Genomic DNA, 24,523 nt, shown 5'->3' on the forward strand with positions numbered 1-24,523 from the left:
TCAGATAGTTGCCCTTCTCCGAATACGTGACGTGGCTCATGGTTGTTACAGGACCTGCAGGTCACTGTCCGAGCCATCAGTATTTAGAAGGAATTCATCGTGGAAACTCCCCTCTCCCATCTTGCCCACCTCGAAATCACCACTCCGGACGTCGAAGCCTCGGCACGGTTCTACGAGGAAAAGTTCGGCATGCGCATCATCGACCGCGTGGATGGCAACGTCTACTTGCGGTGCTGGGGCGATTACTACCGTTACAGCCTGGTCATCACCGAAGGCCCCGAAGCATCCTTGGGTCGGATGGCGTGGCGCACAAACTCCCAGTCCGCGCTGGAAGCCGCAGCAGCCCGTGTTGAAGCAACCGGCGTGCAGGGCAGCTGGACTGCCGGTGGCCACGGCTTCGGCAAGGCCTACGAATTCACCGGCCCTTACGGCCACCACATGCGCCTGTTCTATGACGTGGAGAAGTTCGTCGCCGAGCCCGGCTTCGAATCCACCTACCCGGACCGTCCCGAGCGCCGCAGCAGCCACGCCGCCGCACCCCGGTTCCTGGACCACGTCACGGTCGCTTCCTCCGACGTCCGGGGCTTTGCCAAGTGGTACAACGAAGCCCTGGGCTTCCGCGTCATGGCCTTCGTGGACCTGGATGAAGCACCCATCACCGTCTTCTCCGTGCTCACCACCAACGAGAAGTCCCACGACCTCGGCGTCGTCCTGGACACTTCCCAGCGCGCCGGCCGCGTCAACCACATCGCCTTTTGGGTGGACGCCACCGAGGACCTGCTCCGCACAGCGGACGTGATGATGGAAAACGGGACCCCGATGGAATACGGCCCGTCCATCCACGGCGTGGGCGAGCAGAACTTCCTCTACTTCCGCGACCCCTCCGGCCTGCGCGTGGAGCTGAACTCCGGCGGCTACCGCAATTACGTCCCGGACTGGGACGCCAATACCTGGAAGCCTTCTGAAGGATCCAACAACTTCTACAAGAACGGCGCCATGCCCCACTCCATGACCGAGTCCTTCCCGCCCGCCGAAGGTTTCACTGCCACGGAGGAAGGCGCTTCCGCTGAAATGAAGGAAGCACTCCTGAACCCCTACGCAAAGCAGGGCCGGGGCTAATGACGCAGGCACACTATGCACTGGTCCGCTTCCAGGAACCAGGTTCAGGTAAACCGCGGGCTGGTTTGCTGGTCGGTGACCGCGTCCTGCCCCTGGACAGTGACATCAACTCCCTGATCCAGCACTGGGAAACCACCGAAGGCGAGCTCGACCAACTGGCCGCAACAGTTGGCGCCGAAGCAGGCCTGCCGCTGTCCGGCGTCGAGGTCCTTGCCCCGGTTGAACCGGCGCAGGTCCTTCAGACCGGCGCCAACTACCGCAAGCATGTGATTGACCTTGCGGTGGCACATCGCGACGCCGGCCAGGACGCAGAAGAGGTGCGCGCCAAGACCGCTGCCATGATGGATGAGCGCGCGGGCCAGGGAACGCCGTACTTCTTCATCGGCCTCCCGACGGCGATCGCGTCCGCCACGGACGATCTCACCCTGCCGGGCTACAGCAAATCCCACGACTGGGAACTGGAACTCGCCGCGGTGATCGGCAAGGAAGCCTTCCGTGTCAGCCCCGAAGAGGCCCTTGAATATGTCTTTGGGTACACCATGGTCAACGACATCACTACGCGCGAATATGTGTTCCGCAAGGACATGCCCGCCATTGGTTCGGACTGGTACCGCGCCAAGAATGCACCGGGTTTCCTGCCCACCGGTCCCCTGCTGGTGCCTACCAAGTTCTTTGGTGACCCGCAGGATGTCCAGGTCACGCTGAAGCTCAATGGCAAGGCCATGCAGGACGAATCGACTCAGGACATGATTTTCGGTGTCGCCAAGCTTGTCAGTGAAGCATCGCAGATCATGCCCCTGAAGCCCGGTGACTTGGTCCTGACCGGCAGCCCCGCGGGCAACGGACAGCACTGGGGCAGGCTCCTCCAGGATGGCGACGTCATGGAAGGCACCATCACCGGACTCGGAACCCAACTCATCCACTGCAAGGGCGAACAGTGACCGCTGAAGCAGCGAACGCTTCCCTGATCCAGCGCTCCGATCCGCTGGCCAGCATTGCTGCGGCTGCTGAAACATACAACAACTGGGGACGCTGGGGCGAAGACGACGTTCTAGGAACGCTCAACTACATTGACAACGCCAAGCGTGTGGAAGCAGCTTCCTTGGTGACCACGGGCGAGGCGTTCTCCTTGTCGCAACCGTTCGACACCAACGGCCCGCAGAAGGGGTGGCGTCGCCGGACCAATCCGGTGCACACCATGACGGACACCGGCGTGGACGCGGAACGAGGCAACCAGGGATTCCCGCACGGTTTCGGCGGGGCTGATGACGTCATTGCCATGCCGTTGCAGTGTTCCACGCAATGGGACGGGCTGGGACACATCTTCGACCGGGGCAAAGCCTGGAACGGACGTGCCGCTGGGGACGTCGTGACCTCGGAGGGCGACCTTGTCACCGGGATCGAGACCGCCTCGGCCAAGATCGTGACCCGCGGCGTGCTGCTCGACGTCGGCCGTGCACTCGGCCCGGAGCTGGGCCGCGATGACGGGGAGCTGCCGGATGGATTTGCCATCACCCCGGAGCACTTGGAGCGCACCATGGAACATCAGGGCCCCAGCTCCGCCGTTCGCCGCGGAGACATCGTGGTGATCCGGACCGGGCAATACACCCGGGTCCGCCGTGAAGGCTGGGGCGACTATGCCGGCGGCTCCGCTCCGGGGCTGTCCTTCACTACGGCGGCGTGGCTGCATGCCTCGGAGATCGCGGGAATCGCCACGGACACCTGGGGCTTCGAGGTCCGGCCCAATGAGTTCGAGGGCGCTTTCCAGCCGCTTCACCAGATCGCCATCCCCAACCTGGGGTTGTTCCTGGGCGAAATGTGGGATCCGGATGCATTGGCCGCAGCATGTGCTGTCGACGGCAAGTACGACTTCATGCTCACCGCCGCCCCACTGCCCATCACCGGGGCTGTCGGTTCACCGGTCAACCCCATCGCCGTCCGGTAACAGGTCCAGTTGTCAGGTTGAGGACCAATGAAGGTCCCGGAGCTACAGACAGCAGCACAATAGGCAGTAACGCCGTCACCACAAAGGAGTCAAAGATGGCAGCAGTACAAAAGGTTGGAATCGTCGGAGCGGGAGCTGCGGGACTGACCGCCGCCATCCTCCTCGCCGACGCGGGCGTCGACGTCGAGATTCTGGAGAAAGCCGCCGAGCCGCAGACGCTGGGTTCGGGCATCACCTTGCAGGGCAATGCCCTGAGGATCCTGCGCGAACTCGGCGTCTGGGAGCAGGTGGAAGCGAAAGGCTACCCGTTCAGTACCCTGGGCCTGCGCGCCCCCGATCCGGCCGGAAGTGTCATGGCCGTGTTGGAAGACATCCGGACCGGTGGTGACGATCTTCCAGCCACGCTTGGAATGTATCGCCCGGACCTGACCGCGATCCTGCGTGAACGCGCCTTGCAGGCGGGCACCCGCATCACCTACGGCAAAACAGTCACCGGCATAGAGGACGACGGCGACAGCGTCACCGTCCGTACCTCCGGCGGCGGCAACTCCCGCTACGACCTCCTCATCGGTGCCGATGGGCTTCATTCCGCAGTCCGCAAGGCCATCGGCATCGACGTCGAACCCCAACCAACCGGCATGGGCATCTGGCGGGCCTTCGTGGAACGCCCCGAGGACGTGGTGCGGACCGATCTCACCTACGGCGGCCCCTGCTTCATTGCCGGGTACTGCCCCACCGGCCCCGACTCCATCTACGCCTACCTTGTAGAAAGGGCGCAAGAACGCAATCACGAGGACGGTCCTCGCATCATGACCGAACTCGCGGCAGCCTACGGCGGCCCGTGGAACGAGATCCGCGCCAATCTGAACCACAGTGCGCGCATCAACTACACCTGGTTCACCACGCACTTGGTGGATGGACCCTGGAACCGCGGGCGCACTGTGATCATCGGGGACGCCGCCCACAGTTGCCCGCCGACGGTCGCCCAAGGCGCCGCCATGGCTTTCGAGGACGCTGCGGTGCTCGCCGAACTTCTCATGTCAGCCGACCACGTCACGGAAACCCTCTGGAAGGAGTTCACCGACCGCCGGTTGGAGAGGGCTACGGCCGTCGTCAAGGCCTCAGTCCAGCTCGGCCAATGGATGCTGGATGGCGTGCGCGACGCCAACGTTCCCGGCCTCATGAACTCGCTTTCCACGATGTTGAAGGAACCTGCATGAGCACCCGTCCCTCCGAAGCACCGGCACCTACGGTCGACGTGCATGCCCACATCCTGATTCCGGCTCTCCAGCAACGTGCGGCGGAGGCCGACGCTGACGGTTTCGCTGCCCTCCAGGCCTTGGAAATGCGGCGGAACGGCCAGGAGTCGCTCGCTGCATCGGGGCGCATGATCAAAGAACGGTGGCCTCAGCTCACGGATTTGGATCGTCGTCTGGCGGACATGGACGCTCAAGGAGTGGATGTCCAGCTCGTCTCGCCCTCGCCGTCGCACTTCTACTACTTTGCCGGCGAAAAGCTGTCCTTGGAGCTCGCCAAGCAGGCAAATGATGCAGTTCGCGGTTTCGTGGACCGCGCACCCGAGCGGCTCAACGGCCTTGGCCTCGTCCCCCTCCAGCACCCGCAGCACATGGTCGAAGCCCTGGAACATGCCGTACTCGAATGTGGACTCCTCGGTGTGGAGATCGGCTCCTTTGCTGCCACGCCGGCAGACCCTGAACGCAGCACCGTGGAGCTCTCCGATCCGCGGCTTGAGCCGTTCTGGAGCCGGGCAGAAGAGCTGGGCGCCCTTGTCTTCCTCCACCCGTTCGGCTGTTCCCTGGACGAACGACTGGATCGCTTCTACCTGGCTAATACCGTCTCCCAGCCTGCCGAGAACGCCGTCGCACTCTCCCACCTGATTTTCAGCGGAGTCCTGGACAGGCACTCGAACCTCAAGATTGTGGCCGCCCATGGCGGGGGCTATCTTCCAACGACCATCGGACGTTCCGACCACGCGTGGAGGGTCCGGCCGGAGGCGCAGCGGTGCGCCGAACCGCCGTCGACGTATCTTCGAAAGATCTTCTTCGACTCCCTGGTGCATAGCCCCCGCGAACTCCGCGCCCTGGTGGAGGCGGTCGGCCCCGGGCAGGTGCTGCTCGGCTCGGATTACCCATTCGACATGGGCTCGGAGCAACCTGTTGACGATGTCCACGCAGCCGGGCTCCCCACGGCCGACGCCGCCAGAGTTCTTGCCGGCAATGCCGCGGCCCTCGGCATCACCGCCTCCGCAGCTCTCGCCGCCCGCCCCACAGCCTAAGGAAGAACACATGGTCAAGATCGCCCGCTGGGCTTACGACGGCGGCACTCACGCTGGGTTCGTGGATGACGGCAGTTGCTTCGAGTTGCCGGAGGGACAAACCGTGAATGACCTGTTGGGTGCCGGGCTTGCCGCCACTCTGGAGATTGCCGCGGAAACGCTTCGCGGCGCACCTTCGGTCGCCCTCGTGGACGTCCAGTTGCTGGCACCGCTGGAACCGGCCACCATCCGGGACTTCGTGGCGTTCGAGGAACACGTGGAGGGGGTTCGGAAAAGCATCGATGGCGTAGCGGGCGTGGTGGCCGAATGGTATGAGGCACCTACGTTCTACTTCACGAATCCGCACACCGTGACGGGCACCGGCGAGGTGATCGGCATTCCGGCGGGATGCAGCGAACTGGACTTCGAGACCGAAGTAGCTGCCGTCGTCGGACATGTACCGGGAAGCGACGGCAGTAACCTGTCAGCGGCAGATGCCCACCGTCACATCTTTGGTTACACCATTCTCAACGACTGGTCGGCTCGCGACCTGCAACGTCGCGAGATGAAGGTCAGCCTGGGCCCCTGCAAAGGCAAGGACTTCGCCAACACGCTCGGTCCTTGGATTGTGACCGCCGACGAGTTCGACCACCTGCACGACGACGAAGGCTTCCTGCCGATCTCCATGGCCGTGGAAGTCAACGGGGAACAGATTGGCCAGGATCTGCTGTCCAACATGGGGTGGCCATTCGCCGAACTGGTCGCGTACGCATCGCAGGACTCGGTAGTGCGCCCCGGCGACGTTCTCGGATCCGGAACCTGCGGCAGCGGATGCCTCGCTGAACTCTGGGGACGCAACGGGTCCAAGACTCCCCCGCCGCTGAAGACCGGGGACGTCGTGCGGATGACAGTGGAGGGCGTTGGAACCATAGAAAATACCGTGGGCGAGCGTCGCGAGGCGACACCACGGGTACCTGCCAGAACCCGGCCCCGCAACCGGGCTGTCTCTGCCGCCCTTTCCTGCGTTACCGCCGGGAAGGAAGCCTCATGACCCACACCACCGGGCAGACCGAAGCGGCCGGCGTTATTGCCAGCTGAGGGCGGTCAACCGACTGGCGCCACCACGTCCTCCAGCGCTGACCTATCGAAGAAGCGGATCTCACCCGTTGCCTCGAAGAACACCGGAACAACCGATGTGCTCAGGTCCTTGGATGTTTCGTAGATCTCAGCCGCAGCCCCGTGCTTCCTGGCAATTGTTCCAACGAGCTCGGTACCGCGGACCCGGACAGTTCGATATTTGTAGCTCATGGTGACCCCTTTGTCGGCTAGGGCAAACACTACCCGGGCGGTTCACTTCTTGGGAGGATGGTTTGCATAGCGCCTGCACCAAGCGTCGAACCTCAGCCATTTCGACCGCGCAACAACGAAGAAAGGTCGAGCCTGGTTCTGTGGTTCAGCGGGGTCATGGCCTTGCTTCGGGCGAAGACCAGCAGCGTCAGCAGCCCGAGGGACGCCATGATGGTTGCAACGACGAGGGGGCCGAGGCCTCCCAGTGCCGATTCGAGCGCCGTTGCACCGGCCCAGGTGCCGATGGCTGTGCCGCCGTTGAATGCGGCAACCGCCACTGCGGCCGCCAAAGTCGGTGCACCCTGGGCGAAAGTAGCCGCGAGGCCGGTTGCGACGGGCGGTATGCCCATGCCGGCGATGCCCAGTAGAAACATGAGAACGAAGAGTGCTACGGCATTTGCCGAGAGTGGGATGAGCATGCCGAGCAACAGCACGGTTGCTCCTGTGGCTGAGATGAAGGTGCGGACCGGACGCTTGTCTGCGAATCGTCCGGCCAGGTTGGTGCCAAGCACTGCGCCGAGGCCGAATACAACGAAGAGCAGCGGCACCGCCCAGAGTGGGACGGCTCCACGGTCGGTGGCCACGGGAGACAGGTAACTGAAGGCGGTCATGTAGCCTCCGGTGGCAAAAACGGTGGCGAGGACGAGAACGACCATGCGACCGGTCACGACGGCCCGAATTTCAGCACGTACGGACGGTGCGCTGGTGTGCGTGTCCTCCGGGGTAAAACGTGCGATGACGGGGGCCGGTCCTACACCGCTCATCATGACACCCAACGCGCGGGAGCTGTTGGCCGGCCCGGCCGCCTGGGTGGCTATCACAGAAGCAATGGACCAGAAGGCCCCGGCCGCCAGGGCTGTGATGACACGCGCGAGAAGAACGATGCCAAAATCGCTGGTGAGTGCCGCCAGAACGTGGCCGGCCGCAAAGACCAGCAAGGCCAGGACGAGTGTCGCGCGCCGCGGCAAACGCAGAGTTGCCAATGCCATGACCGGGGAACCAAGGATCATGCCCACTGCGAAGGCGGTGATCAGGAGTGCCACGTGGGCAACACTGACGTTCAGGTCACCGGCGATCTCCTGCAGGAGCCCGGCCACCATGTACTCGGTGGTGATCATGAGAAAGGTGCCCACCGCAAGAAGCGGGACGACCCTCGGGAGCCGCCGCTGCTGTTTCGGTTCTGCCGTTGTGGATGTCGTCATTCGTCTGGTGCTCCTTTTGTCGCTGATGAGACGTCAAGGGCGGCAATGTACCGCCCCTTTGACAATCCCGTACTCCTCCACAGCGGAGAAGGGTCCCTTGAGACATGGTCTGACAGGTCCTGTTTCGAAGTGCGGAACCCACTTAGGTTCGAAGGAGACAAACCCACCGAGCTGAAAGCAGGACTTCTCATGGAATACACACGACTCGGCAACACCGGACTGAAGATCAGCCGCCTTGCCCTTGGCTGCATGAGCTACGGCGACCCTTCAACGGAGAATTCCCACCCATGGTCCTTGAACGAAGATGCGGCCGGGCCGTTCTTCCGTCAGGCACTGGAGCTGGGAATCACGTTCTGGGACACTGCCAACGTTTACCAGGCCGGCACCTCCGAGGAGATCCTCGGGCGCGCCATCAAACAGTATTCACGGCGTGAAGACGTGGTCCTCGCCACGAAGGTTCGCGGAAGGATGCACGACGGCCCTGGCGGCGAAGGCCTCTCACGCAAGGCCATCCTGGAGCAGGTCGATGCCTCGTTGACCCGCCTCGGCACGGACTACATCGACCTCTATCAGATCCACAGATTTGACGATGACACCCCGGTGGAAGAAACCATGGAAGCTCTCCACGACGTGATCAAGTCCGGGAAAGTCCGCTACATCGGCGCTTCCTCCATGTATGCCTGGCAGTTCGCGAAGCTCCAGCACGCCGCAGAACGCGGCGGGTGGACAACGTTTGTGTCCATGCAGAACCAGTACAACCTCTTGCGTCGCCAGGACGAGCCCGAGTTGATGTCCATGTGCGCTGACATGGGTGTCGGGCTTGTTCCTTACTCTCCCAACGGGAAAGGTCGGCTCGCCCGCCCTGTGGGTGAACAAAGTACCCGGTCAACCACCGACAAAGTGGTCCAGGCTTTCGACAACGACTACGACGAACCCGTCATCAATGCTGTCCAAGCTGTGGCCGACGCCCGCGGCGTTACCATGGCCCAAATCGCGTTGGCGTGGGTGCTGCGAAATCCCGCTGTCTCGGCGCCCATCGTTGGCGCCACCAAACCACACCACCTCCAGCAAGCCGCTGATGCGCTATCGCTGACACTTAGCGACGAAGAAGCACAGGAACTTGAGGCTCCGTACGTCAACCACGGACCAGCATGGTACTGATACGCATTCCCGGTTTCCGGCAGAACGTCCGGTGAGAAGCAATGAGCACTGGGAGGACCTGACAGGTCCTCCCAGCACCCGCAGCACAAGACATACCCTTGGAGACATGGATTCCAAATCCGAGATCAGCAACTTCCTGACATCCCGGCGCGCCAAGCTCTCCCCCGAACAGGCAGGCGTGCCACTGTACAGCGGAGCCCGCCGGGTACCCGGCCTTCGCCGCGAGGAAGTCGCGCATCTGGCCGGCGTCAGTGTGGACTACTACGCCCGTCTCGAACGGGGCAAAATCTCCGGCGCATCCCGTGAGGTTATCGAGGCCATCGCCCGCGCCCTGCAACTGGATGAGGATGAGCGCGACCATCTGCTTGATCTCACCCGAATGACGCAACGGCGCCCGCCACGCCGGAAACCCTCACATCGAACTACTGTCAGGCCGGGGATTCAAAGCGTTCTGGATTCCATCGACGCCCCGGCGTTCATACAGAACGCGCGACTTGACCGTTTGGCGGCCAACCGACTCGGCCGGGCACTGTATTCCCTCCCCGATGACGGATCCCGTGACCGTTTCAACTACGCCCATTACCTTTTTCTGGACTCCCGCGCCCCACGCTTCCATCGCGATTTTGACACAGCGAAACATAATGTCGTGGCGCTGCTTCATGCCGCAACAGCCCGGGATCCCTACGACAAAGAGCTCATCGAAATCATCGGGACGCTTTCAACGCAGAGTGAAGAATTCCGCTCATTGTGGGCCTCGCACGATGTCTTCAGGTACCGGTCCGGGCACAAGATGCTCACCCACTCAACGGTCGGAGACCTCGAATTCGGGTATGAATCATTCGAACTTTCCACAGACCCTGGCCTGGTCATGCTGGTCTACACCGTGGCGCCCGGCTCCCCAACGTCAGACGCCATGCGGATACTCGCCAGCTGGAATGCCCCTCTGCGCTCGTTCGAAGCAGACGCCGGTTCGTTGTAATCCTGCTCAATGTATTGTTTCTAGTTTTCCTCAGTGAAGACCTTCTTGGCGACGGCCATGGCACTCATGCCGTTGGGCCAGCCGGTGTAGAACGAGAGGTGGAGGATCGCTTCCTTCAGCTCTTCTTCTGTCACTCCGTTCTGGCGTGCGTAGTCGAGGTGGAACGTGAGTTGGTCGCTCTTCCCTGTTGCGGTTAGCGCAGCCACAGTGAGCAGGCTGCGGTCCCTTTTGGACAGGCCTTCGCGTTCCCATACTTCGTCGAAGAGAACCTTGTCGGTGTAGTGGACCAGTCCGGGCGCGAAGTCCCCAAACGCATTCTGCCCCCCGGTCCAGCCAGTACTTGTGTTCTCAACCATCATCATTCCTTTCGTAGATTCCTACAGCCGCTGACAACGCGAGGTTTGCCTCCAACGCCCCCACGCGCTGAAGCCCGAGGTTCCAATGAGACCTCAAATAGATCCCCTTTAGGAGTCACTGATAAGGGGCGTACCAGCAGGGCATCCCTCCCTTGGATTGGACGTCGTAGCCTTGGGTTGTGGACAACCGGAATGAAGTTCGAGACTTTCTCATGTCCCGCCGTGCGAAGGTCACCCCCGAGCAGGCTGGTCTGGCAGTGGCGGGACACCGCCGCGTGACGGGCCTGAGGCGCAATGAGGTTGCCACTCTGGCCGCAGTCAGTGTGGAGTACTACTCCAAGATCGAGCGTGGGAACCTTGCGGGGGTATCCGATGCGGTCCTTGACGCGCTGGCAGGAGCCCTCCAGCTGGACGACGCTGAACGCGAACACCTGTTCGACCTGTCACGCGTCGCCAACGGCGCTGCCCAGCCCGTGCGCAAGCGCAAACCGCAGAAGTGGGTGGCGAGGGAAAGCCTGATACGCGCCTTGGACGTGATCACTGAAGGGCCCGCTTTCGTTCGGAACGGCCGGATGGACATTCTCGCCACCAACGCACTGGGTCGAGTGTTCTACGACCACGTCTTCGACGGCCCGGGGCAAGGCAACCTCGCACGGTTCTGCTTCCTCGACGAACGGGCCAAGACTTTCTACCCGGGCTGGGAAGCCGCCTCCGACGTGACCGTATCGATTCTGCGCACCGAGGCGGGCCGCGACCCTCACGACAAACGCCTTCACGACCTGATCGGCGAGCTTTCAACCCAAAGTGACGCGTTCAGGACCCGGTGGGGGGCTCACAATGTCCGGCGGCACGGCTCCGGCACCAAAAACTTCCAGCATCATGAAGTGGGCGAGTTGACCTTGACCTACGAGGGCATGGAGCTGACCGCCGAACCAGGCCTGTCATTGCTCATCTACACCGCCGAACGTGGATCACCGAGCCAGGAACGCCTCCGGCTGCTTGCCAGCTGGGCAGCCACCCTGTCCACCGCTACTTCGCTCGAACACGTAACCAGCGACCGATACAGCAACAAGTACAACAACGGAACCACGGAGGCATGAGCATGCACACACGAACTCTCGGACAGGGCCTTGAGGTCTCGGCTATCGGACTGGGTGCCATGGGCATGTCCCAGAGCTACGGTCCGAATCCAGGGAGCCGTCAAGACATGATTGATGTACTTCGATCAGCCATGGACCATGGCGTCACATTTTTCGATACGGCCGAGGTGTACGGCCCCTACGTGAATGAAGAACTCGTCGGCGAGGCACTGGAACCGATCCGCGACCAAGTGGTGATCGCCACCAAGTTCGGCTGGAACATCCAAGGCGGCAAAAGCGTCGGACTAAACAGCCGCCCCGAACAGATCCGCCGCGTCGCCGAAGAATCCCTCAAGCGCCTGCGAACAGACGTTATCGACCTGTTCTATCAGCACCGCGTCGACCCCCAGGTCCCCATCGAGGAGGTCGCCGGCACCGTCCGGGATCTGATCGCAGAGGGCAAAGTCCGCCACTTCGGACTGTCTGAGGCGTCTGCCGCCACGATCCGGCGCGCCCACACGGTGCAGCCTGTCACCGCCCTGCAAAGTGAGTACTCGCTGTGGACACGGGACCCCGAGGCCGAAGTACTTCCTACGCTCGCCGAACTCGGTATCGGCCTCGTACCGTTCAGCCCCTTGGGTAAGGGCTTCCTCACCGGTACGGTGACCCCGGCAACCAGCTTCGCCGACGGCGATATCCGCAACCAGGTCCCACGCTTCAATGACGAAAACCTGGCGGCCAACCAAGCCCTCCTCGCGCAGGTCGTCGAACTGGCAAGGGTGAAAGATGTGGAGCCGGCCCAAATCGCACTGGCATGGTTGCTCGCCCAGCAGCCATGGATCGTCCCGATTCCCGGCACCCGGCGCACCACCCGCATCAAAGAGAACGCCGAAGCTACCCACGTGGGGCTCAGCGCTGACGAAGTAGTCGGCCTTGATGCCCTTGCCCGGAGCCTGGGAGTCCATGGCGATCGCTACAACGCCACGCACATGGGTTACGTCAACGGCTAAGAATGCTTTCCGAGGCTTCCGGTCTGCTCAGCGCCTTTGGAGTCGGAATGGTTACCCAGGGGCCAGCACGCGAATGCGTTCCGGGTTGACCACCGCGCCGTAGAGATCCGAAGGATCAGCGTTGAACGTGGCGAAATCGGGCGAATCAACGGAACCCCAATGGTGGAGCAATAGGTCCGCCGACGGGTAGCTGTTGTCCGGAGCCCACCGGGGAGGCAGCCGGAGCCTCAGCCGGTCAGATCACCAACGAGGCGGGCGACGTGCAGGGCAAGGTAGGCGATTTCGTCCTGCGTGAGCACTTCGGAGAGCACTTCGCTTTCATTCCGGGCGAATCGAGGCGGTCAGCCGATCAAGCGCTGAGCGCAGCTGGTCGCTGCCAGCCGCGCCCAGACTATCGACTACCCGCTGTTCAATGTAATAGGAGAACCCCATGAGTCGACCCATCGCACTTGTTACCGGGGCCAGCAGCGGCATCGGGGCAGCGGTATCGGCATTGCTGGCGCATGCCGGCTATGACTTGGTACTCGTTGCTCGGCGCGAAAACCGCCTTGCTGCCCTGAAACAAGAGTTTGAGGGGATCGGAGCGAACAGCGAGACCCTTTCGCTTGATCTTTCGGAGCGGACCGGTCTTACTGACGCAACGCGGCGTGCCGGCGTCGGAGACATCGACGTCATCGTCTCCAACGCCGGGGTCAGTGCGTACGGCCCGTTCGCGGAGATCGATCCAGCCGACCTCGACCGCGCCTGGAGGCTCAATTCCGACGCGACACCCATGCTCGCCCGGGCTGCCCTGCCTGGCATGCTCGAACGCGGCAAGGGCGGAATCATTGCGATTGCCTCGAACCTCGCCTTCAGCGCGGGGATCCCCACAGTTCCGGCGGACCAAGGAAGGGCTCTGCCGCATCGCGCACTCTACGTTGGCGCAAAAGCCGGGATGGTGGCATTCACCCGGGTTCTCGCCTCGGAACTCGACGGAACCGGCGTGCAGGCCACCGTTGTCTGCCCCGGGCTGGTGTCCTCGGAGTGGAACGGCGGCGCCTCACAGGGCCCCCAAGCCATGACACCGGAAAACGTCGCCCTTGCCGCATGGTCGAGCTTCACGAAGGGCGAAACCCTTTGCCTGCCCGGCCTCGAGCAAGTTGACCTTCTAGACCAGCTCGCAGAGACGGAACGCCGCATCCTCGGCGGGAACATCGGGTCGGACCTCGCCACCCGCTACTTACCGTAAGCCGGCGGTGTCGCGGCCGGTTCGAGACCCAAGGGCAGAACCTGGCGCCGACAACGCCCACATGGAACCGTCGACACATCGCACCGCTGCGAGCACGGCCGCCGCGGCCCGGAAAGGCCACCATGCTCCATGACAGAAACGCCATCTTCCACCCGAATCTTGGCTGCGCCAGGCAGGCATTGCAGCCCCCACTGCACTTGGATGTACGGTATTGCCCACTAGAGGAGAGCTGACCTGCATGCAACCGACTATCGCTCACACCAGCAGCACAATTCGTTTCGTGGACGCACTCCAGTGGAGGCTCGAAAGGCACGCACTGGCTGGCGCAGCTGTCACCTCGGTAGCTGATGCGGTCGACCGTATGGTCGCTACGCGGGCTTGGCCTTCGGATGCGGCGGACCTGGCAGTCGCTTTACGGGTTCTTGACCCGAAGCGCGATGCCTTGAGCCAGGCGCTGGAGTCCGGGAGCGTGGTGAGAAGCTACGCGTTTCGCGGCGGCTCTTTCATCTTTACCCCTTCCATCGCAGCTGATCTGCTGATGACGCGTACCGCGACCCGGATATGGGAAACGAAACGGTGGCAGGAACAAGGCGGCTTTGCGATCAGCGATTGGCAGCCGTTACGCGAGGCAATGCGCGGAATCCTCGGAGATGGGCCATTGACCCGCTCGCAGATCAGCGAAAGACTCGACAGGATTCCCGGCTTACGGGATCTAGCGCAGGCGGCGTTGGGTGCGGGCGCTGACAGCCTGTACAAACCGCTGCATTGGTGGGGTGACATTTGCTTCGGCCCGACCCGCGGCACCGAAGCGACATTCCAGTTGGCCGACCCCTTGCAGGATGAGCCCGCCGACGCCGCCGTCGATGAAGCCGGCAGAAGGTCCATTCGCACCTACCTGCACTCCTACGCGCCAGCCACCGTCGATAATCTCGCTTACTGGCTGGCCCAAGGGCTCGGTGTCCCCCGACGCAGGCTCCTGGCGTGGATCGGGGATCTCGGTTCCGAGATCACAACGATCGATGTTGATGGGGTGCCCTCACTGGCCCTAACAGAAGACGTGGCCTCCATCGCATCCGCTCGCTCGCCCGAAATCCTTCGCCTCCTGCCAGCATTCGACCCTTGGTTCTTCGGACCCGGCACTGCCGACCATCGCCTCATCCCCACCGCCCAAAGGGCCCTGGCGTCAAATGGCTACCCACTGGTCATCTCAAGGGGCAGTGCCGTAGCTACGTGGCGGGTGCGCGCCCAGACTGTCGTCGTCAAACCCTTCGTACCAAGCTCCCAGCTGCCACTCCAGCTACTGGAAGACGAGATCAAGCATCTCGCCCGGATCCTGAACAAAGATCTCGACATCGTAGTCGAACCCCAAACCTGAGACGGGGACTGGACCACGAAATCAGCTGAACTTACGAACGGCCCGACAGAACATGCCTTACCGACGGGTAGATTTGGCAAGTGGAAAATTGCCGTCCGGATACTTTTCCGGCCGATTCCTAATCTTTGTTGCGGAGTCCCTGGGATTCGGCGGTCGCGGCTTCGATAGCGTCGGCGTCCAGTCCACACGCGCGTAGAGCGGTTGCGGCAATCACTTCCAAGTAGGCGGGGTCCGGTTCCCCGCTCCTGCGCAAATGGCTGATCAGTTCCGTCAGATGGATGATGATGGCGCCCAATTGTTCCTCCGAGACCGAAGCTGCTACGGCCTCGGTAGCAGCGGCGGCCCCTAGCCGTCCGTAGACATTGAGCAACTCTTGCCGCTCAAGGCGAAAGCTGTTGTAGCGCTCACCCTGCACCTCCGGCAACAACCAGAGAATGGCGAAATTGTGCGCGGCTTTGATCAGGGTAGTTGTATCCAGGATGAGGGCAGCGTGGAGGGCGCCGGCGGCGCTGGCGGAAGCGGGCACGAGTGCTTCAAGGGTGCGCACAGCTTCCAAGCCGGGCCGAACGGACGCGGTGAGCAGCTCGTCGAGCATTTCTTCTTTGTTCGCGAAGTGGTAGTAGAGGGATGCCTGGCGAATGCCAACCCGCTCGGCGATCGTGCGAGTCGGTGTGGCCGTGAATCCGTTCTCGACGAAGAGCGCCGCAGCGGCGTCGAGGATCTGTTCCCGGGGCGAGTGCTCAGTGTCGGAGTCCGGGATGCTGCGTGGACGACCGGTGCGTACTGGCCTTGTTTCGGTTGACATGAATCCATCCTTTCACGCGGGACCTCGGAGCACCCGGAATAGTGAGCCCGCCGCTGTCCCGGGCACAAAAACTTCAGAAGTTTGGCGACATGGGTTCTGCACCCCTCCGGGTGTTCGTAGCCACTTTCCGTCATTTCCCGAATCGGCAATCCCGACCACGCTCCTCTCTCCTTCGCCGGCCGCACGGCACACCGCAGGAACCCTGGACATCACCGCAGCCTCCCTTCGTGAAGGTGCCTGCTTCTTCAAAAATACACTACCTATCGCTTGACAGGTATTGGTGAAAGTGGGACGCTCAGACAAGCGAAGTGTTACCCCCGCCACAACATTCGACCAACCAATCCCCCTTCCAATCGGGAAGAAATGGCTGGTTGTTGAGGAGGAAGGGTGCGGGTCCTTCGCTGGACTACCCAACTGACAAAGAAGTCGCACTGCTGCATTGGTCGGCGCTTTTCATGGTGTGGGATTCCAGATTCAGGAATGCCCCGCAGAAACCCGTTCGACCGGAAGGAAATCCAATGATCAGGACTCAATTGCACCTGAAAACCCGTCCTGGCCTCGTTCAAGATGTTCTGGACTTTTATGCGGACCGTGGCATCCTCGCAAGGTCCCTCGCGCAGCCGGGGTGCTTGGCAGCGGAGATACGTGTACCGCTTCACTTCCAGGATTGCGTCGTCGTCAGTGCACTGTGGGAATCCGGGACGGCCTACCAGTCCTGGGTGGAAAACCCGGAGCGGGACTCCGCTGCCAAGGAGCTCATTGCTCTGCTCGACAACACGGAGGGCGCCTTGGGCGACGCCGAAGTCTCTGTCATCCACGACTTCAAGGCCGCGCATCCCGGTTCAACTACCAATTGAGCCGTCGGCTGACTCAGTAAATCCACATCAAATTCACACCATAAAGGGATAAGTAATGAAGAAAGACCTACGGGTAGGAGTGGACATCGGTGGAACCTTCACCGACATCGTCGTGCAAAACAAGCGCGACGGCAGCACGCTCCTCCATAAAGTCCTCAGCACGCCGGACAATCCCAGCATCGGAATGCTCCGGGGCCTGGACGAGCTCGGCATTGCAGAGGACATAGACTTCCTTGTTCACGGGACAACTGCCGGCCTGAACGCCCTCCTTTCCCGCACTGGTCAGCGGGTCGCGCTGATCACCACCGCCGGGTTTGAAGATGTTCCGATCCTGGGCCGCGGCGGGAACAAAGAGATCTGGAGCCTGACGCCTGAACGGCCCAAGCCACTCGTCGCCGAGCATGACATCATGTCTGTCGATGAAAGAGTCCGCTTTGACGGATCCGTTGAACGGCCACTCCAGGACGACGACGTCCGACGGGTTGCCGACTGGCTGCTGGCGGAGGGCATTACGAGCGTTGCGGCCTCCTTCCTCCACTCCCACCGGAATCCTGTCAATGAGATCACCCTGCGCGAACGCCTCACCGCCCTCGTGCCTGGGGCCTCCGTTGTTCTCTCCCACGAAGTCGCACCGGAACAAGGAGAGTTCGAGCGGACCTCCACCACGCTCGCCACCGGCTACGTGGCGCGCACCGTTGACCGCTACCTCGCAGCACTTTCGGTGGAACTGGACAAACGGCGGTGCAGTGCTCCGCTGCAGGTCATGAGGTCCAGCGGAGGGATATGCTCGGCGACACTGGTCGCGCGCCAACCGATCCAGACGATCCTCAGCGGACCTGCTGGAGGAGTCGTTGCCGCTGAGACTCTCTCCCGCTCCCTCGGCCGGCCGAACCTGATCGCCATCGATATGGGTGGAACGTCATCGGATGTGAGTTTGGTGATCGACAGCAGGATGACGCTGGCTACGGAAGGTGAAATCGCCGACCAAGTCATGCGGATGCCGGTAGTTGAACTGCACACCATCGGTGCCGGGGGCGGTTCCATTGCCCGCGCGGAAGCCGGAGGTCTTCGAGTGGGTCCCAAGAGTGCCGGCTCCGACCCCGGCCCGGCATGCTACGGACAGGGGGGTACTGAGCCCACAGTCACCGACGCCCAGGTGGTACTGGGGCGGATTGATCCTGGCTGGTTCCTGGGCGGCAGGATGAAGCTGAGCCTTGACGCGGCGCAGATGGCTGTCGGCCGGTTGGGCAAAGCGTTGGACATTGAGCCGGAGACCGCCGCTGAAGGCATCGTGGCCGTGGCGAACGGCATGATGGCCAACGCGATCCGCACGCTCACCATGCGGCGGGGCATCGACGCCCGGGATTTCGCGCTCGTGGCCTTTGGCGGTGCGGGCCCCCTCCATGGAGCCGCCCTCGCGGACGAACTCGGAATCCGGGAGGTGATTGTCCCCTTCGCTACCGGTGTGCTTTCGGCTTGGGGGATGCTGCACGCAGACATCCGGCACGACGTCTCCGCACCACTCTCCGGCCTGGCCGACGCCCCGGAGGCGCTGAGGACTTTCCGAGAGATACGCCAGCAACTTGAAGCCCACGGATCGATACTGCTTGACACCGAACGCGTCCCCGACGAGGACAAGACCTTCGAGTTCTCGGCGGACATGCGATATGTCGGTCAGGAGCACGCAATCTCCGTCGCCGTTGCCGACGAGGAGGATGCGCTTGGCCTCTTCCACGACGCCTACCGGCGCCGTTACGGGCACAGCATGCCCGAATCACCCGTCGAATTTGTCAATGTGAGGCTCGCTGCTGTTGGCCGCGTCAGCTCGGCTCCAGCAGAATCATCAGGCCTCGGCTCCGATGTCCCGGAAGAATCAGCCCGGAAAGTGCGGATTGACGGTGTCACCCATGACGCACGGGTTGTGCACAGGAGCGCGCTCGGTGTCGCAACGGTCGACGGGCCCGCGATCATCCAGGAAGACGGTTCCACCACTCTGGTCCCCCCGTCGTGGCAGGCCACGCGCGGCGAGTTTGACACCATGATTCTTAGAAAGGTCGGCCGATGAACACCGACGTAGTGACCACAGAGATCGTCCGAAACCTTTTCCTTTCAGCAGCAGAAGACATGCATGCAACTCTGGTGCGCTCGGCCTTCCAGCCGCTTCTCTACGAAAACGAGGACGCCGCCGTCGCCATCCTTGACCGCAACGCAGACGTCCTGGGCCAGTCCAGCGGCCTGCCCCTGTTCCTGGGAAACCTGGATGAAGCGATCAAAGAGACACTGCGTCGCCGGGGCGGGACCGGTTGGCTCGACGAAGGCGATGTTGTCATCCTGAACGACCCCTACATCCAAGGCACGCATGTCAACGACGTGACCCTTTTCGCGCCCGTACATTCCGGGGGCGAGATCATCGGTTACGTCGCCGTCCGCGGCGATGTGACCGACGTCGGCGGTAAAGATCCCGGCGGAGGAACCGAGACCACCGAGGTGTATCAGGAAGGTCTCCTGCTTGGGCCAGTAAAAATTTGCACGGCACAAGGACCAAACCAGGACATCATCGACATCATCCGCCGCAACAGCCGCAGTGGAGAGTTGATCGTTGGCGATATCAACGCCATGATCTCCTCGTGCCGGATCGGCCAGCGACGAATGCTGGAGATCGTCAGGCGCTTCAGCATCGGCGTCATCGAGGCATCCCGTGACGAAATCTTCCGCCAGAGCGAAGAGTCAGACAGGGACACTGTCAGCAACATACCCGACGGCGTCTACACCGGAAGCGGCTGCATGGACAACGACGGCATCATCCTCGACAAGCCCGTCCGGATCCCGATCAAGATCACTGTCTCCGGCGACACACTCACCGTCGACTTAACGGAGAGCCCTGATTCAACTACGGGGCCCATCAATTGCGGCCGCGCCCAAGCTGTTGCCGCCATCCGTGTTGCCTACAAGCTGCTGTTCGCCCCGGAGCGCTCGTTCGACGGCGGCTGCTTCCGTAACGTTGAAGTGCTGACACGCCCGGGATCGGTTCACCATGCAGAGGAACCGGCGGCTTGCGGTTGGTATTACACCACCTTGGGACTTCTGGTGGATCTTTTTATCAGCGCCTTCGCCGAAGTCCTGCCCGGACGTGTCACTGCGGCCCAGTTTGGTGATTCGATGATTACCTACTTTGCCGGCAAGGACTTGCGCGGTGCGGACTACCTCTGCGTCGAGGCCCACGCCGGCGGTTGGGGTGCCTCCAGCCGGTCAGACGGAGCCGATGGTCTCATCAACGTCCTCAACGGCAGTTTCCGGAACACTCCCATAGAAGCGTTGGAATCCCGATACCCGATCACGGTCACCCAATACGCCATCAGGCACGACTCCGGCGGTGCTGGCATGCACCGCGGAGGCAACGGCATCATCAGAAGCTACCGCTTCGATGAACCAACGCAGCTATTCCTTTGGCTCGACCGGTCCCTCACCCCCGCCTGGGGACTGAACGGCGGCTCCCCCGGCGAACCGCCGCGCGTGGAAATCTCCGGCAGCGTCCGCCGATCGGACTTGCTCAAGGTCAACGGGCTGCAGCTCTCTGCCGGCGATGAGCTGAAGATCCTGACGGGTGGCGGCGGCGGCTTCGGGAGTCCCGAATGAGCACAATGAGGCTTCCTCGCGCCACCACACACACATTCTCCGCACCAGAATCCACCCTTGGTATTTCGCATCGAAAGGCAAAGCCATGACCGACAGGTCATCGAATACTGCGACGGTCCCCGACGGACGGGGCCCGAAAGGGGCTCCGTCCGGAACGCTGAGCGCCCGCCACATCATCTTCTTCGTGATCGCCGCCGCAGCACCCCTCGGGTTCGCGGTGGGATCTATCCCCTTGGCCATAGGCCGCGGCGGCATAGGCACCGCGGCCATGTTCATTATCGCCGGCGGATTCCTCGCGCTGTTCGCAGTGGGATACGTGGCCATGACACGCTTTGTCCCCAATGCGGGAGCACTGTTCTCCTACATCACGGCAGGTCTCGGCCGGCCTCTGGGCATCGGCGTCGCATTCGTGGCAGCGATCTCCTACGCCTTGGTTTCAGCCGGCGCCGTTGGCCCCTTCGCGGTATTTGCCGAGCAAACAGCCCAGTCCCTCTTCGGTGTGGCAGTTCCCTGGCCGGTATGGGCCTTGGCCGGAATCCTGGTGATGGGCCTCCTGGGCCAGTTGAACGTCGAGCTCAACATGCGGGTGCTGGGGTTCTTCATGATCGCGGAGGTGACGGTGCTCGCCATCCTGGGGGTCGCCGTCGTAAGCCAGGGCGGTGCCTCCGGAATCTCGATGGAGGCCTTGAGTCCGGCCGCCATCGCAGAGGGCCAGATCGGGGTGGTCCTTCTCTTCGTCTTCGCAGCTTTCGCGGGCTTTGAGGCCACTGCGCTGTTCCGCGAGGAGGCGAAGCATCCCGTCCGCACTCTTCGGCGTGCAACGTTCGGCTCCATTGCCGTCATCGCGCTGCTGCAGTCCTTCGTTGCCTGGTACATCGTCCAGGCCTTTGGCGCCACCGTGGTGGACGTGGCGAACGCAACTCCCACGGAAATGTTCGCCATTGCTTCCCGGCAATACGTGGGTGACTGGTTCGCGAACGTCGTCACCGTCCTGGTGGTCCTGAGCTGGTTCGCCTCCGTCAGCGCATTCCACAACGCCACCACGCGATACCTTGTGGCGCTGTCACGCGACGGCGTGATCCCGGCCATTTTCACCCGCCGCTCGCGCCGCACCAACGCCCCCTGGGTGGCCAGCCTCACCCACAGCCTCTTCGCCCTGGTCCTGATCGTGCTCTGCATCCTGGCGGGACTGGACCCCTACCTGGACCTGTTTATTCTGGGCAGCGTGCCGGTAGCCGTCAGTATCCCTGCCATGGAACTACTCACGGCAATCGCAGTGGTCGCCTTCTTCCTGCGGGACCGTCGCGGCCAATCCCCGTGGGCCGTGTACGTGGCACCGGCAGTGTCAGCCATCGCACTGGCCATAGTTGTCTACTTGGTGCTGGCCAACATGGAGTTCTACACCGCCCAGACCGGCCCTATCAACTGGATCCTCCCCGGCATCAACCTTGTAGTCCTCGGGATAGGCGTTGCCCGCGCCCTGTGGATCCGATCCCGCACTCCCCACCTCTACGACCGCATCGGCCGATTCGGCCTGGAATAAGCGCTCTCACCAACAGAACGGACGACGCCTCGCCTGCCAGGTCCATACGAAAATGCCCCAGCCAAGGCACTCTTCCAGGACACGGCAAGCGGGGCGTTCTTCCAACGCCTTCCCCACGCGATTCAAAACAACGCCCCCGCTCCCCAAAGGTGGACGAATGCCCCCCTCAGAAACCACTGTTCCTCTTCACGCAGGTTCCTCCACGAACCGCTCAACCACACCCGATTCCGAATACTTCAGGAAGTACATTGGCCAAAGCTGGGCCACCCCCGTGGAAGTCCTGCCCCCGCCGCGGGAACAGGCTGCATTTGCCGCAGCGAGACGCAGCCGAGTCTCCGGGCTGTACCCCGGCGTTCGGCTGCTGGTGCCGGCCGGCCGCCTCAAACAACGTACGAACGATATGATGTATCCGTTCCGGGCCCACTCGGCGTTTGCTTGGCTTACGGGATGGGGCAGCGATTCCGAGCCCGGAGCCGTGCTCGTGTTTGAACCTGCAGGCGACGCCCACGAGGTAACTCTGTACTTCCGCGAACGAGCCGGACGCGGCACGGACGAGTTCTACGCGAACCCGGAAATCGGCGAGTTCTGGATTGGTCCGAGGCCCTCCCTCCGGCAAGTAGCCACCGACCTCGGACTCCAGACCCGCGACATCGCCGATCTGGACCTGCTCATGCACCTCGGACCAGCAGAAGAATCCACGGTCCTGCACCCGACCGTGACGATACCTGAAGCAGACCCGGAACTGGCAGATATTGTCGGCAGCCGGCAATCCGATGCCGCCACGCGCAACGCCAATTTCGTCAGGGACCTTTCCGAACTGCGACTCGTCAAAGATCCCTACGAGGTAGAGCAACTGCGGAAGGCGGTCGCCGCCACCGCCGTCGGATTCTCGGACGTCATGGCCGAGCTCCCCCGAATCCGTGGCAATGCCCGCGCCGAGCGCCTCATCGACGGAGTGTTCAACAACCGGGCCAGGGCCGAAGGAAACACCGTGGGTTACAACACGATTGCAGCAGCCGGCCCGCACTCGTGCATCCTGCACTGGACCCAAAACAACGGACCCGCTCTGAACGGTGACTTGGTTCTCCTGGATGCCGGAGTGGAGCTGGACAGCTACTACACAGCCGACATCACCCGAACGTTTCCCGTGAGCGGAACCTACTCTGCGGCGCAACGAAAAGTCTATGAGGCTGTCCTGGGAGCAGCAGACGCCGCCTTCGCCGTCGCACGTCCCGGCGTCCGGTTCCGTGACATTCACGACGCCGCCATGGCTGTTATTGCCCGCGCGACCGTCGAATGGGGCGTGGTGACGGTCAGCGTCGAGCAAGCATTGGAGGAGGGAAACCAGCAGCATCGCCGCTACATGGTCCATGGCACCAGTCATCACCTCGGCCTCGACGTCCACGACTGTGCACAGGCCCGCCGAGAGATGTACCTCGACGGCATCCTTGAGCCAGGCATGGTCTTCACCATCGAACCGGGACTCTACTTCCAGCCTGATGACCTCACCGTGCCGGATGAACTACGCGGCATCGGGGTGCGCATCGAGGACAACATCCTGGTAACAGCAGAAGGCGCAGAAAATCTCTCGGCTGCAATCCCCCGCACCGCCGATGACATTGAAGTGTGGATCCAGCAGTCAAGCACCTGAACGTCATGCCCGGAACCGAAAAAGCCAGATCCACCGACACCGACACAAACTCCCCTCCCCATAAGAACGGACACCGTAAGATGCCGCCGAAGACGCCGGAACACTTTCCCCGAATCGCTGTCCTTGGAACTGGCGCCATGGGTGGTGCCATTGCCCGGGGGCTCCTCAAAAGCGGCGCGACGGTCAGCGAAGGGATGAGCGTCAGTGGTCACTGGACCCAGCAGATGCAAGAACTCACGGATCTGCCCGGAGTCGAAGGATTCGATGCGGAGACCGATCCCGAGGCAAACATCCGTGCAGTAAGACATGCGGGCATCGTTGTCCTGGCGCTCAAACCGGACGTCATGGTGAGCGTTCTCCGGGAGATTTCATCTTTCCTACGCGACGGCGCAATCGTTATCAGCGTTGCCGCCGGCGTCACCATTCAAACCATAGAGTCGCTGCTGCCAGAAACGGTTTCCGTCATCCGGGTTATGCCGAACACCCCAGCCCTCGTCGGCATGGGCGTCTCAGGCATCAGCACCGGGACCCGGGGAACGATGAAGGACATATCCCTCGCCGAGGCGCTCTTCGGTAGAATCGGAACCGTTCTCAGAGTTCCAGAGAGCCGGATCGACGAGGTCACCAGCATCTCGGGATCGGGCCCGGCATATGTGTACTACCTCATCGAACAACTCACAACGGTCGCGGAACACCTGGGCTTCACTTCCGAGCAGGCCGCTCTTCTGGTCAACGGAACGTTCAGGGGAGCATGTGAGCTGCTCGTGGACTCCGACAAATCACCCCGGGAACTCCGCCAACTCGTCACCAGCCCCAAGGGCACAACAGCGGCAGCTATCTCCGTCCTTGAAGACGGAGGTCTCCGGGAACTATTTGAACGAGCTGCAGCCGCCGCCGTCCGTCGTGCGAGAGAACTCGCCATATAACCGGCAAGGCCCCTCGACGCACAACGACA

At 62.4% G+C, this 24,523-nt stretch carries 22 protein-coding genes; 18 read left to right on the forward strand and 4 right to left on the reverse strand.

Going from position 1 to position 24,523, the window contains the following annotated elements:
- The first annotated feature begins 99 nt into the window (after positions 1-99).
- From LN996_RS09715 to LN996_RS09740, 6 genes are all read left to right on the forward strand, one after another.
- Positions 100-1,119, forward strand: coding sequence for a VOC family protein (locus tag LN996_RS09715; protein ID WP_231340184.1), 1,020 nt, complete (start codon positions 100-102; stop codon positions 1,117-1,119).
- On the forward strand, positions 1,119-2,060 hold the full coding sequence (locus tag LN996_RS09720) for a fumarylacetoacetate hydrolase family protein (RefSeq protein WP_231340185.1): 942 nt from the start codon (positions 1,119-1,121) through the stop codon (positions 2,058-2,060). The genes LN996_RS09715 and LN996_RS09720 overlap by 1 nt, the downstream gene beginning before the upstream one ends.
- Positions 2,057-3,064, forward strand: a complete 1,008-nt coding sequence (locus LN996_RS09725; RefSeq protein WP_231340186.1) for a cyclase family protein — start codon at positions 2,057-2,059, stop codon at positions 3,062-3,064. Before LN996_RS09720 ends, LN996_RS09725 begins: the two co-directional genes overlap by 4 nt.
- Positions 3,065-3,159: 95 nt before the next feature.
- Positions 3,160-4,284 (forward strand): FAD-dependent monooxygenase, encoded by a 1,125-nt coding sequence (locus tag LN996_RS09730; RefSeq protein ID WP_231340187.1) that lies wholly within the window; start codon positions 3,160-3,162, stop codon positions 4,282-4,284.
- Positions 4,281-5,360 (forward strand): amidohydrolase family protein, encoded by a 1,080-nt coding sequence (locus tag LN996_RS09735; RefSeq protein ID WP_231340188.1) that lies wholly within the window; start codon positions 4,281-4,283, stop codon positions 5,358-5,360. The genes LN996_RS09730 and LN996_RS09735 overlap by 4 nt, the downstream gene beginning before the upstream one ends.
- Positions 5,361-5,370: 10 nt before the next feature.
- Complete coding sequence (locus tag LN996_RS09740) at positions 5,371-6,390, forward strand: fumarylacetoacetate hydrolase family protein (RefSeq protein WP_231340189.1); 1,020 nt, start codon at positions 5,371-5,373, stop codon at positions 6,388-6,390.
- A gap of 53 nt (positions 6,391-6,443) precedes the next feature.
- Here LN996_RS09740 and LN996_RS09745 read toward each other — a convergent pair whose 3' ends face one another.
- Positions 6,444-6,647 (reverse strand): hypothetical protein, encoded by a 204-nt coding sequence (locus LN996_RS09745; RefSeq protein ID WP_231340190.1) that lies wholly within the window; start codon positions 6,645-6,647, stop codon positions 6,444-6,446.
- Between the two features lie 92 nt (positions 6,648-6,739).
- Positions 6,740-7,888 (reverse strand): MFS transporter, encoded by a 1,149-nt coding sequence (locus LN996_RS09750; RefSeq protein ID WP_231340191.1) that lies wholly within the window; start codon positions 7,886-7,888, stop codon positions 6,740-6,742.
- A 189-nt stretch (positions 7,889-8,077) separates the two neighbouring features.
- Here LN996_RS09750 and LN996_RS09755 point away from each other — a divergent pair, with 189 nt between their 5' ends.
- Positions 8,078-9,049 carry an aldo/keto reductase gene (locus tag LN996_RS09755; protein WP_231340192.1) on the forward strand — a complete coding sequence of 324 codons (972 nt, stop codon included), beginning with the start codon at positions 8,078-8,080 and terminating at the stop codon, positions 9,047-9,049.
- 106 nt (positions 9,050-9,155) lie between these two features.
- A complete protein-coding gene (locus LN996_RS09760; protein WP_231340193.1) occupies positions 9,156-10,028 on the forward strand; it encodes a helix-turn-helix transcriptional regulator in 873 nt (290 codons plus the stop codon).
- Positions 10,029-10,048: 20 nt separating this feature from the next.
- Here the strand turns inward: LN996_RS09760 and LN996_RS09765 are convergent, their stop codons facing one another.
- The gene (locus tag LN996_RS09765) at positions 10,049-10,384 is read right to left on the reverse strand and encodes a carboxymuconolactone decarboxylase family protein (protein WP_231340194.1); all 336 of its coding nucleotides are present in this window, start codon (positions 10,382-10,384) and stop codon (positions 10,049-10,051) included.
- Between the two features lie 179 nt (positions 10,385-10,563).
- Between LN996_RS09765 and LN996_RS09770 the strand changes: the two genes are divergently transcribed.
- The 4 genes from LN996_RS09770 to LN996_RS09785 all read left to right on the forward strand — a co-directional run bounded on the left by LN996_RS09770 (position 10,564) and on the right by LN996_RS09785 (position 15,076).
- Positions 10,564-11,484: a helix-turn-helix transcriptional regulator gene (locus tag LN996_RS09770; protein WP_231340195.1), complete on the forward strand. Its 921-nt coding sequence runs from the start codon at positions 10,564-10,566 to the stop codon at positions 11,482-11,484.
- A gap of 2 nt (positions 11,485-11,486) precedes the next feature.
- Positions 11,487-12,473, forward strand: a complete 987-nt coding sequence (locus LN996_RS09775) for an aldo/keto reductase (RefSeq protein ID WP_231340196.1) — start codon at positions 11,487-11,489, stop codon at positions 12,471-12,473.
- A 430-nt stretch (positions 12,474-12,903) separates the two neighbouring features.
- Positions 12,904-13,701 carry an SDR family oxidoreductase gene (locus LN996_RS09780; RefSeq protein ID WP_231340197.1) on the forward strand — a complete coding sequence of 266 codons (798 nt, stop codon included), beginning with the start codon at positions 12,904-12,906 and terminating at the stop codon, positions 13,699-13,701.
- Between the two features lie 280 nt (positions 13,702-13,981).
- Complete coding sequence (locus tag LN996_RS09785; protein WP_231340198.1) at positions 13,982-15,076, forward strand: DNA glycosylase AlkZ-like family protein; 1,095 nt, start codon at positions 13,982-13,984, stop codon at positions 15,074-15,076.
- A gap of 118 nt (positions 15,077-15,194) precedes the next feature.
- On the opposite strand, the gene LN996_RS09790 is transcribed toward LN996_RS09785, so the two are convergent.
- Positions 15,195-15,881, reverse strand: coding sequence for a TetR/AcrR family transcriptional regulator (locus LN996_RS09790; protein WP_231340199.1), 687 nt, complete (start codon positions 15,879-15,881; stop codon positions 15,195-15,197).
- Between the two features lie 518 nt (positions 15,882-16,399).
- Between LN996_RS09790 and LN996_RS09795 the strand changes: the two genes are divergently transcribed.
- The 6 genes from LN996_RS09795 (at position 16,400) to proC (ending at position 24,494) form a co-directional block, all read left to right on the forward strand.
- Entirely contained in the window at positions 16,400-16,738 is a 339-nt protein-coding gene (locus tag LN996_RS09795) for an antibiotic biosynthesis monooxygenase (protein ID WP_231340200.1), read from the forward strand.
- Positions 16,739-16,793: 55 nt separating this feature from the next.
- Complete coding sequence (locus LN996_RS09800; RefSeq protein WP_231340201.1) at positions 16,794-18,803, forward strand: hydantoinase/oxoprolinase family protein; 2,010 nt, start codon at positions 16,794-16,796, stop codon at positions 18,801-18,803.
- The gene (locus LN996_RS09805; RefSeq protein ID WP_231340202.1) at positions 18,800-20,374 is read left to right on the forward strand and encodes a hydantoinase B/oxoprolinase family protein; all 1,575 of its coding nucleotides are present in this window, start codon (positions 18,800-18,802) and stop codon (positions 20,372-20,374) included. Before LN996_RS09800 ends, LN996_RS09805 begins: the two co-directional genes overlap by 4 nt.
- A gap of 85 nt (positions 20,375-20,459) precedes the next feature.
- On the forward strand, positions 20,460-21,917 hold the full coding sequence (locus tag LN996_RS09810) for an APC family permease (protein ID WP_231340203.1): 1,458 nt from the start codon (positions 20,460-20,462) through the stop codon (positions 21,915-21,917).
- 157 nt (positions 21,918-22,074) lie between these two features.
- Complete coding sequence (locus tag LN996_RS09815; protein WP_231340204.1) at positions 22,075-23,568, forward strand: aminopeptidase P family protein; 1,494 nt, start codon at positions 22,075-22,077, stop codon at positions 23,566-23,568.
- Positions 23,544-24,494, forward strand: coding sequence for a pyrroline-5-carboxylate reductase (proC, locus tag LN996_RS09820; RefSeq protein WP_231340205.1), 951 nt, complete (start codon positions 23,544-23,546; stop codon positions 24,492-24,494). Before LN996_RS09815 ends, proC begins: the two co-directional genes overlap by 25 nt.
- Positions 24,495-24,523: the final 29 nt, after the last annotated feature.

Origin of the sequence: Arthrobacter sp. AK01 (assembly GCF_021109375.1) — a bacterium.
Taxonomy (GTDB): domain Bacteria; phylum Actinomycetota; class Actinomycetes; order Actinomycetales; family Micrococcaceae; genus Arthrobacter.

What these genes read in the sequence shown, in the direction of transcription:
- LN996_RS09720 (WP_231340185.1), top strand. Translation starts at nt 1,119, where the DNA reads ATGACGCAGGCACACTATGCACTGGTCCGCTTCCAGGAACCAGGTTCA.
- LN996_RS09730 (WP_231340187.1), top strand. Translation starts at nt 3,160, where the DNA reads ATGGCAGCAGTACAAAAGGTTGGAATCGTCGGAGCGGGAGCTGCGGGA.
- LN996_RS09735 (WP_231340188.1), top strand. Translation starts at nt 4,281, where the DNA reads ATGAGCACCCGTCCCTCCGAAGCACCGGCACCTACGGTCGACGTGCAT.
- LN996_RS09740 (WP_231340189.1), top strand. Translation starts at nt 5,371, where the DNA reads ATGGTCAAGATCGCCCGCTGGGCTTACGACGGCGGCACTCACGCTGGG.
- LN996_RS09745 (WP_231340190.1), bottom strand. Translation starts at nt 6,647, where the DNA reads ATGAGCTACAAATATCGAACTGTCCGGGTCCGCGGTACCGAGCTCGTT.
- LN996_RS09750 (WP_231340191.1), bottom strand. Translation starts at nt 7,888, where the DNA reads ATGACGACATCCACAACGGCAGAACCGAAACAGCAGCGGCGGCTCCCG.
- LN996_RS09755 (WP_231340192.1), top strand. Translation starts at nt 8,078, where the DNA reads ATGGAATACACACGACTCGGCAACACCGGACTGAAGATCAGCCGCCTT.
- LN996_RS09760 (WP_231340193.1), top strand. Translation starts at nt 9,156, where the DNA reads ATGGATTCCAAATCCGAGATCAGCAACTTCCTGACATCCCGGCGCGCC.
- LN996_RS09765 (WP_231340194.1), bottom strand. Translation starts at nt 10,384, where the DNA reads ATGGTTGAGAACACAAGTACTGGCTGGACCGGGGGGCAGAATGCGTTT.
- LN996_RS09775 (WP_231340196.1), top strand. Translation starts at nt 11,487, where the DNA reads ATGCACACACGAACTCTCGGACAGGGCCTTGAGGTCTCGGCTATCGGA.
- LN996_RS09780 (WP_231340197.1), top strand. Translation starts at nt 12,904, where the DNA reads ATGAGTCGACCCATCGCACTTGTTACCGGGGCCAGCAGCGGCATCGGG.
- LN996_RS09790 (WP_231340199.1), bottom strand. Translation starts at nt 15,881, where the DNA reads ATGTCAACCGAAACAAGGCCAGTACGCACCGGTCGTCCACGCAGCATC.
- LN996_RS09795 (WP_231340200.1), top strand. Translation starts at nt 16,400, where the DNA reads ATGATCAGGACTCAATTGCACCTGAAAACCCGTCCTGGCCTCGTTCAA.
- LN996_RS09800 (WP_231340201.1), top strand. Translation starts at nt 16,794, where the DNA reads ATGAAGAAAGACCTACGGGTAGGAGTGGACATCGGTGGAACCTTCACC.
- LN996_RS09805 (WP_231340202.1), top strand. Translation starts at nt 18,800, where the DNA reads ATGAACACCGACGTAGTGACCACAGAGATCGTCCGAAACCTTTTCCTT.
- LN996_RS09810 (WP_231340203.1), top strand. Translation starts at nt 20,460, where the DNA reads ATGACCGACAGGTCATCGAATACTGCGACGGTCCCCGACGGACGGGGC.
- LN996_RS09815 (WP_231340204.1), top strand. Translation starts at nt 22,075, where the DNA reads ATGCCCCCCTCAGAAACCACTGTTCCTCTTCACGCAGGTTCCTCCACG.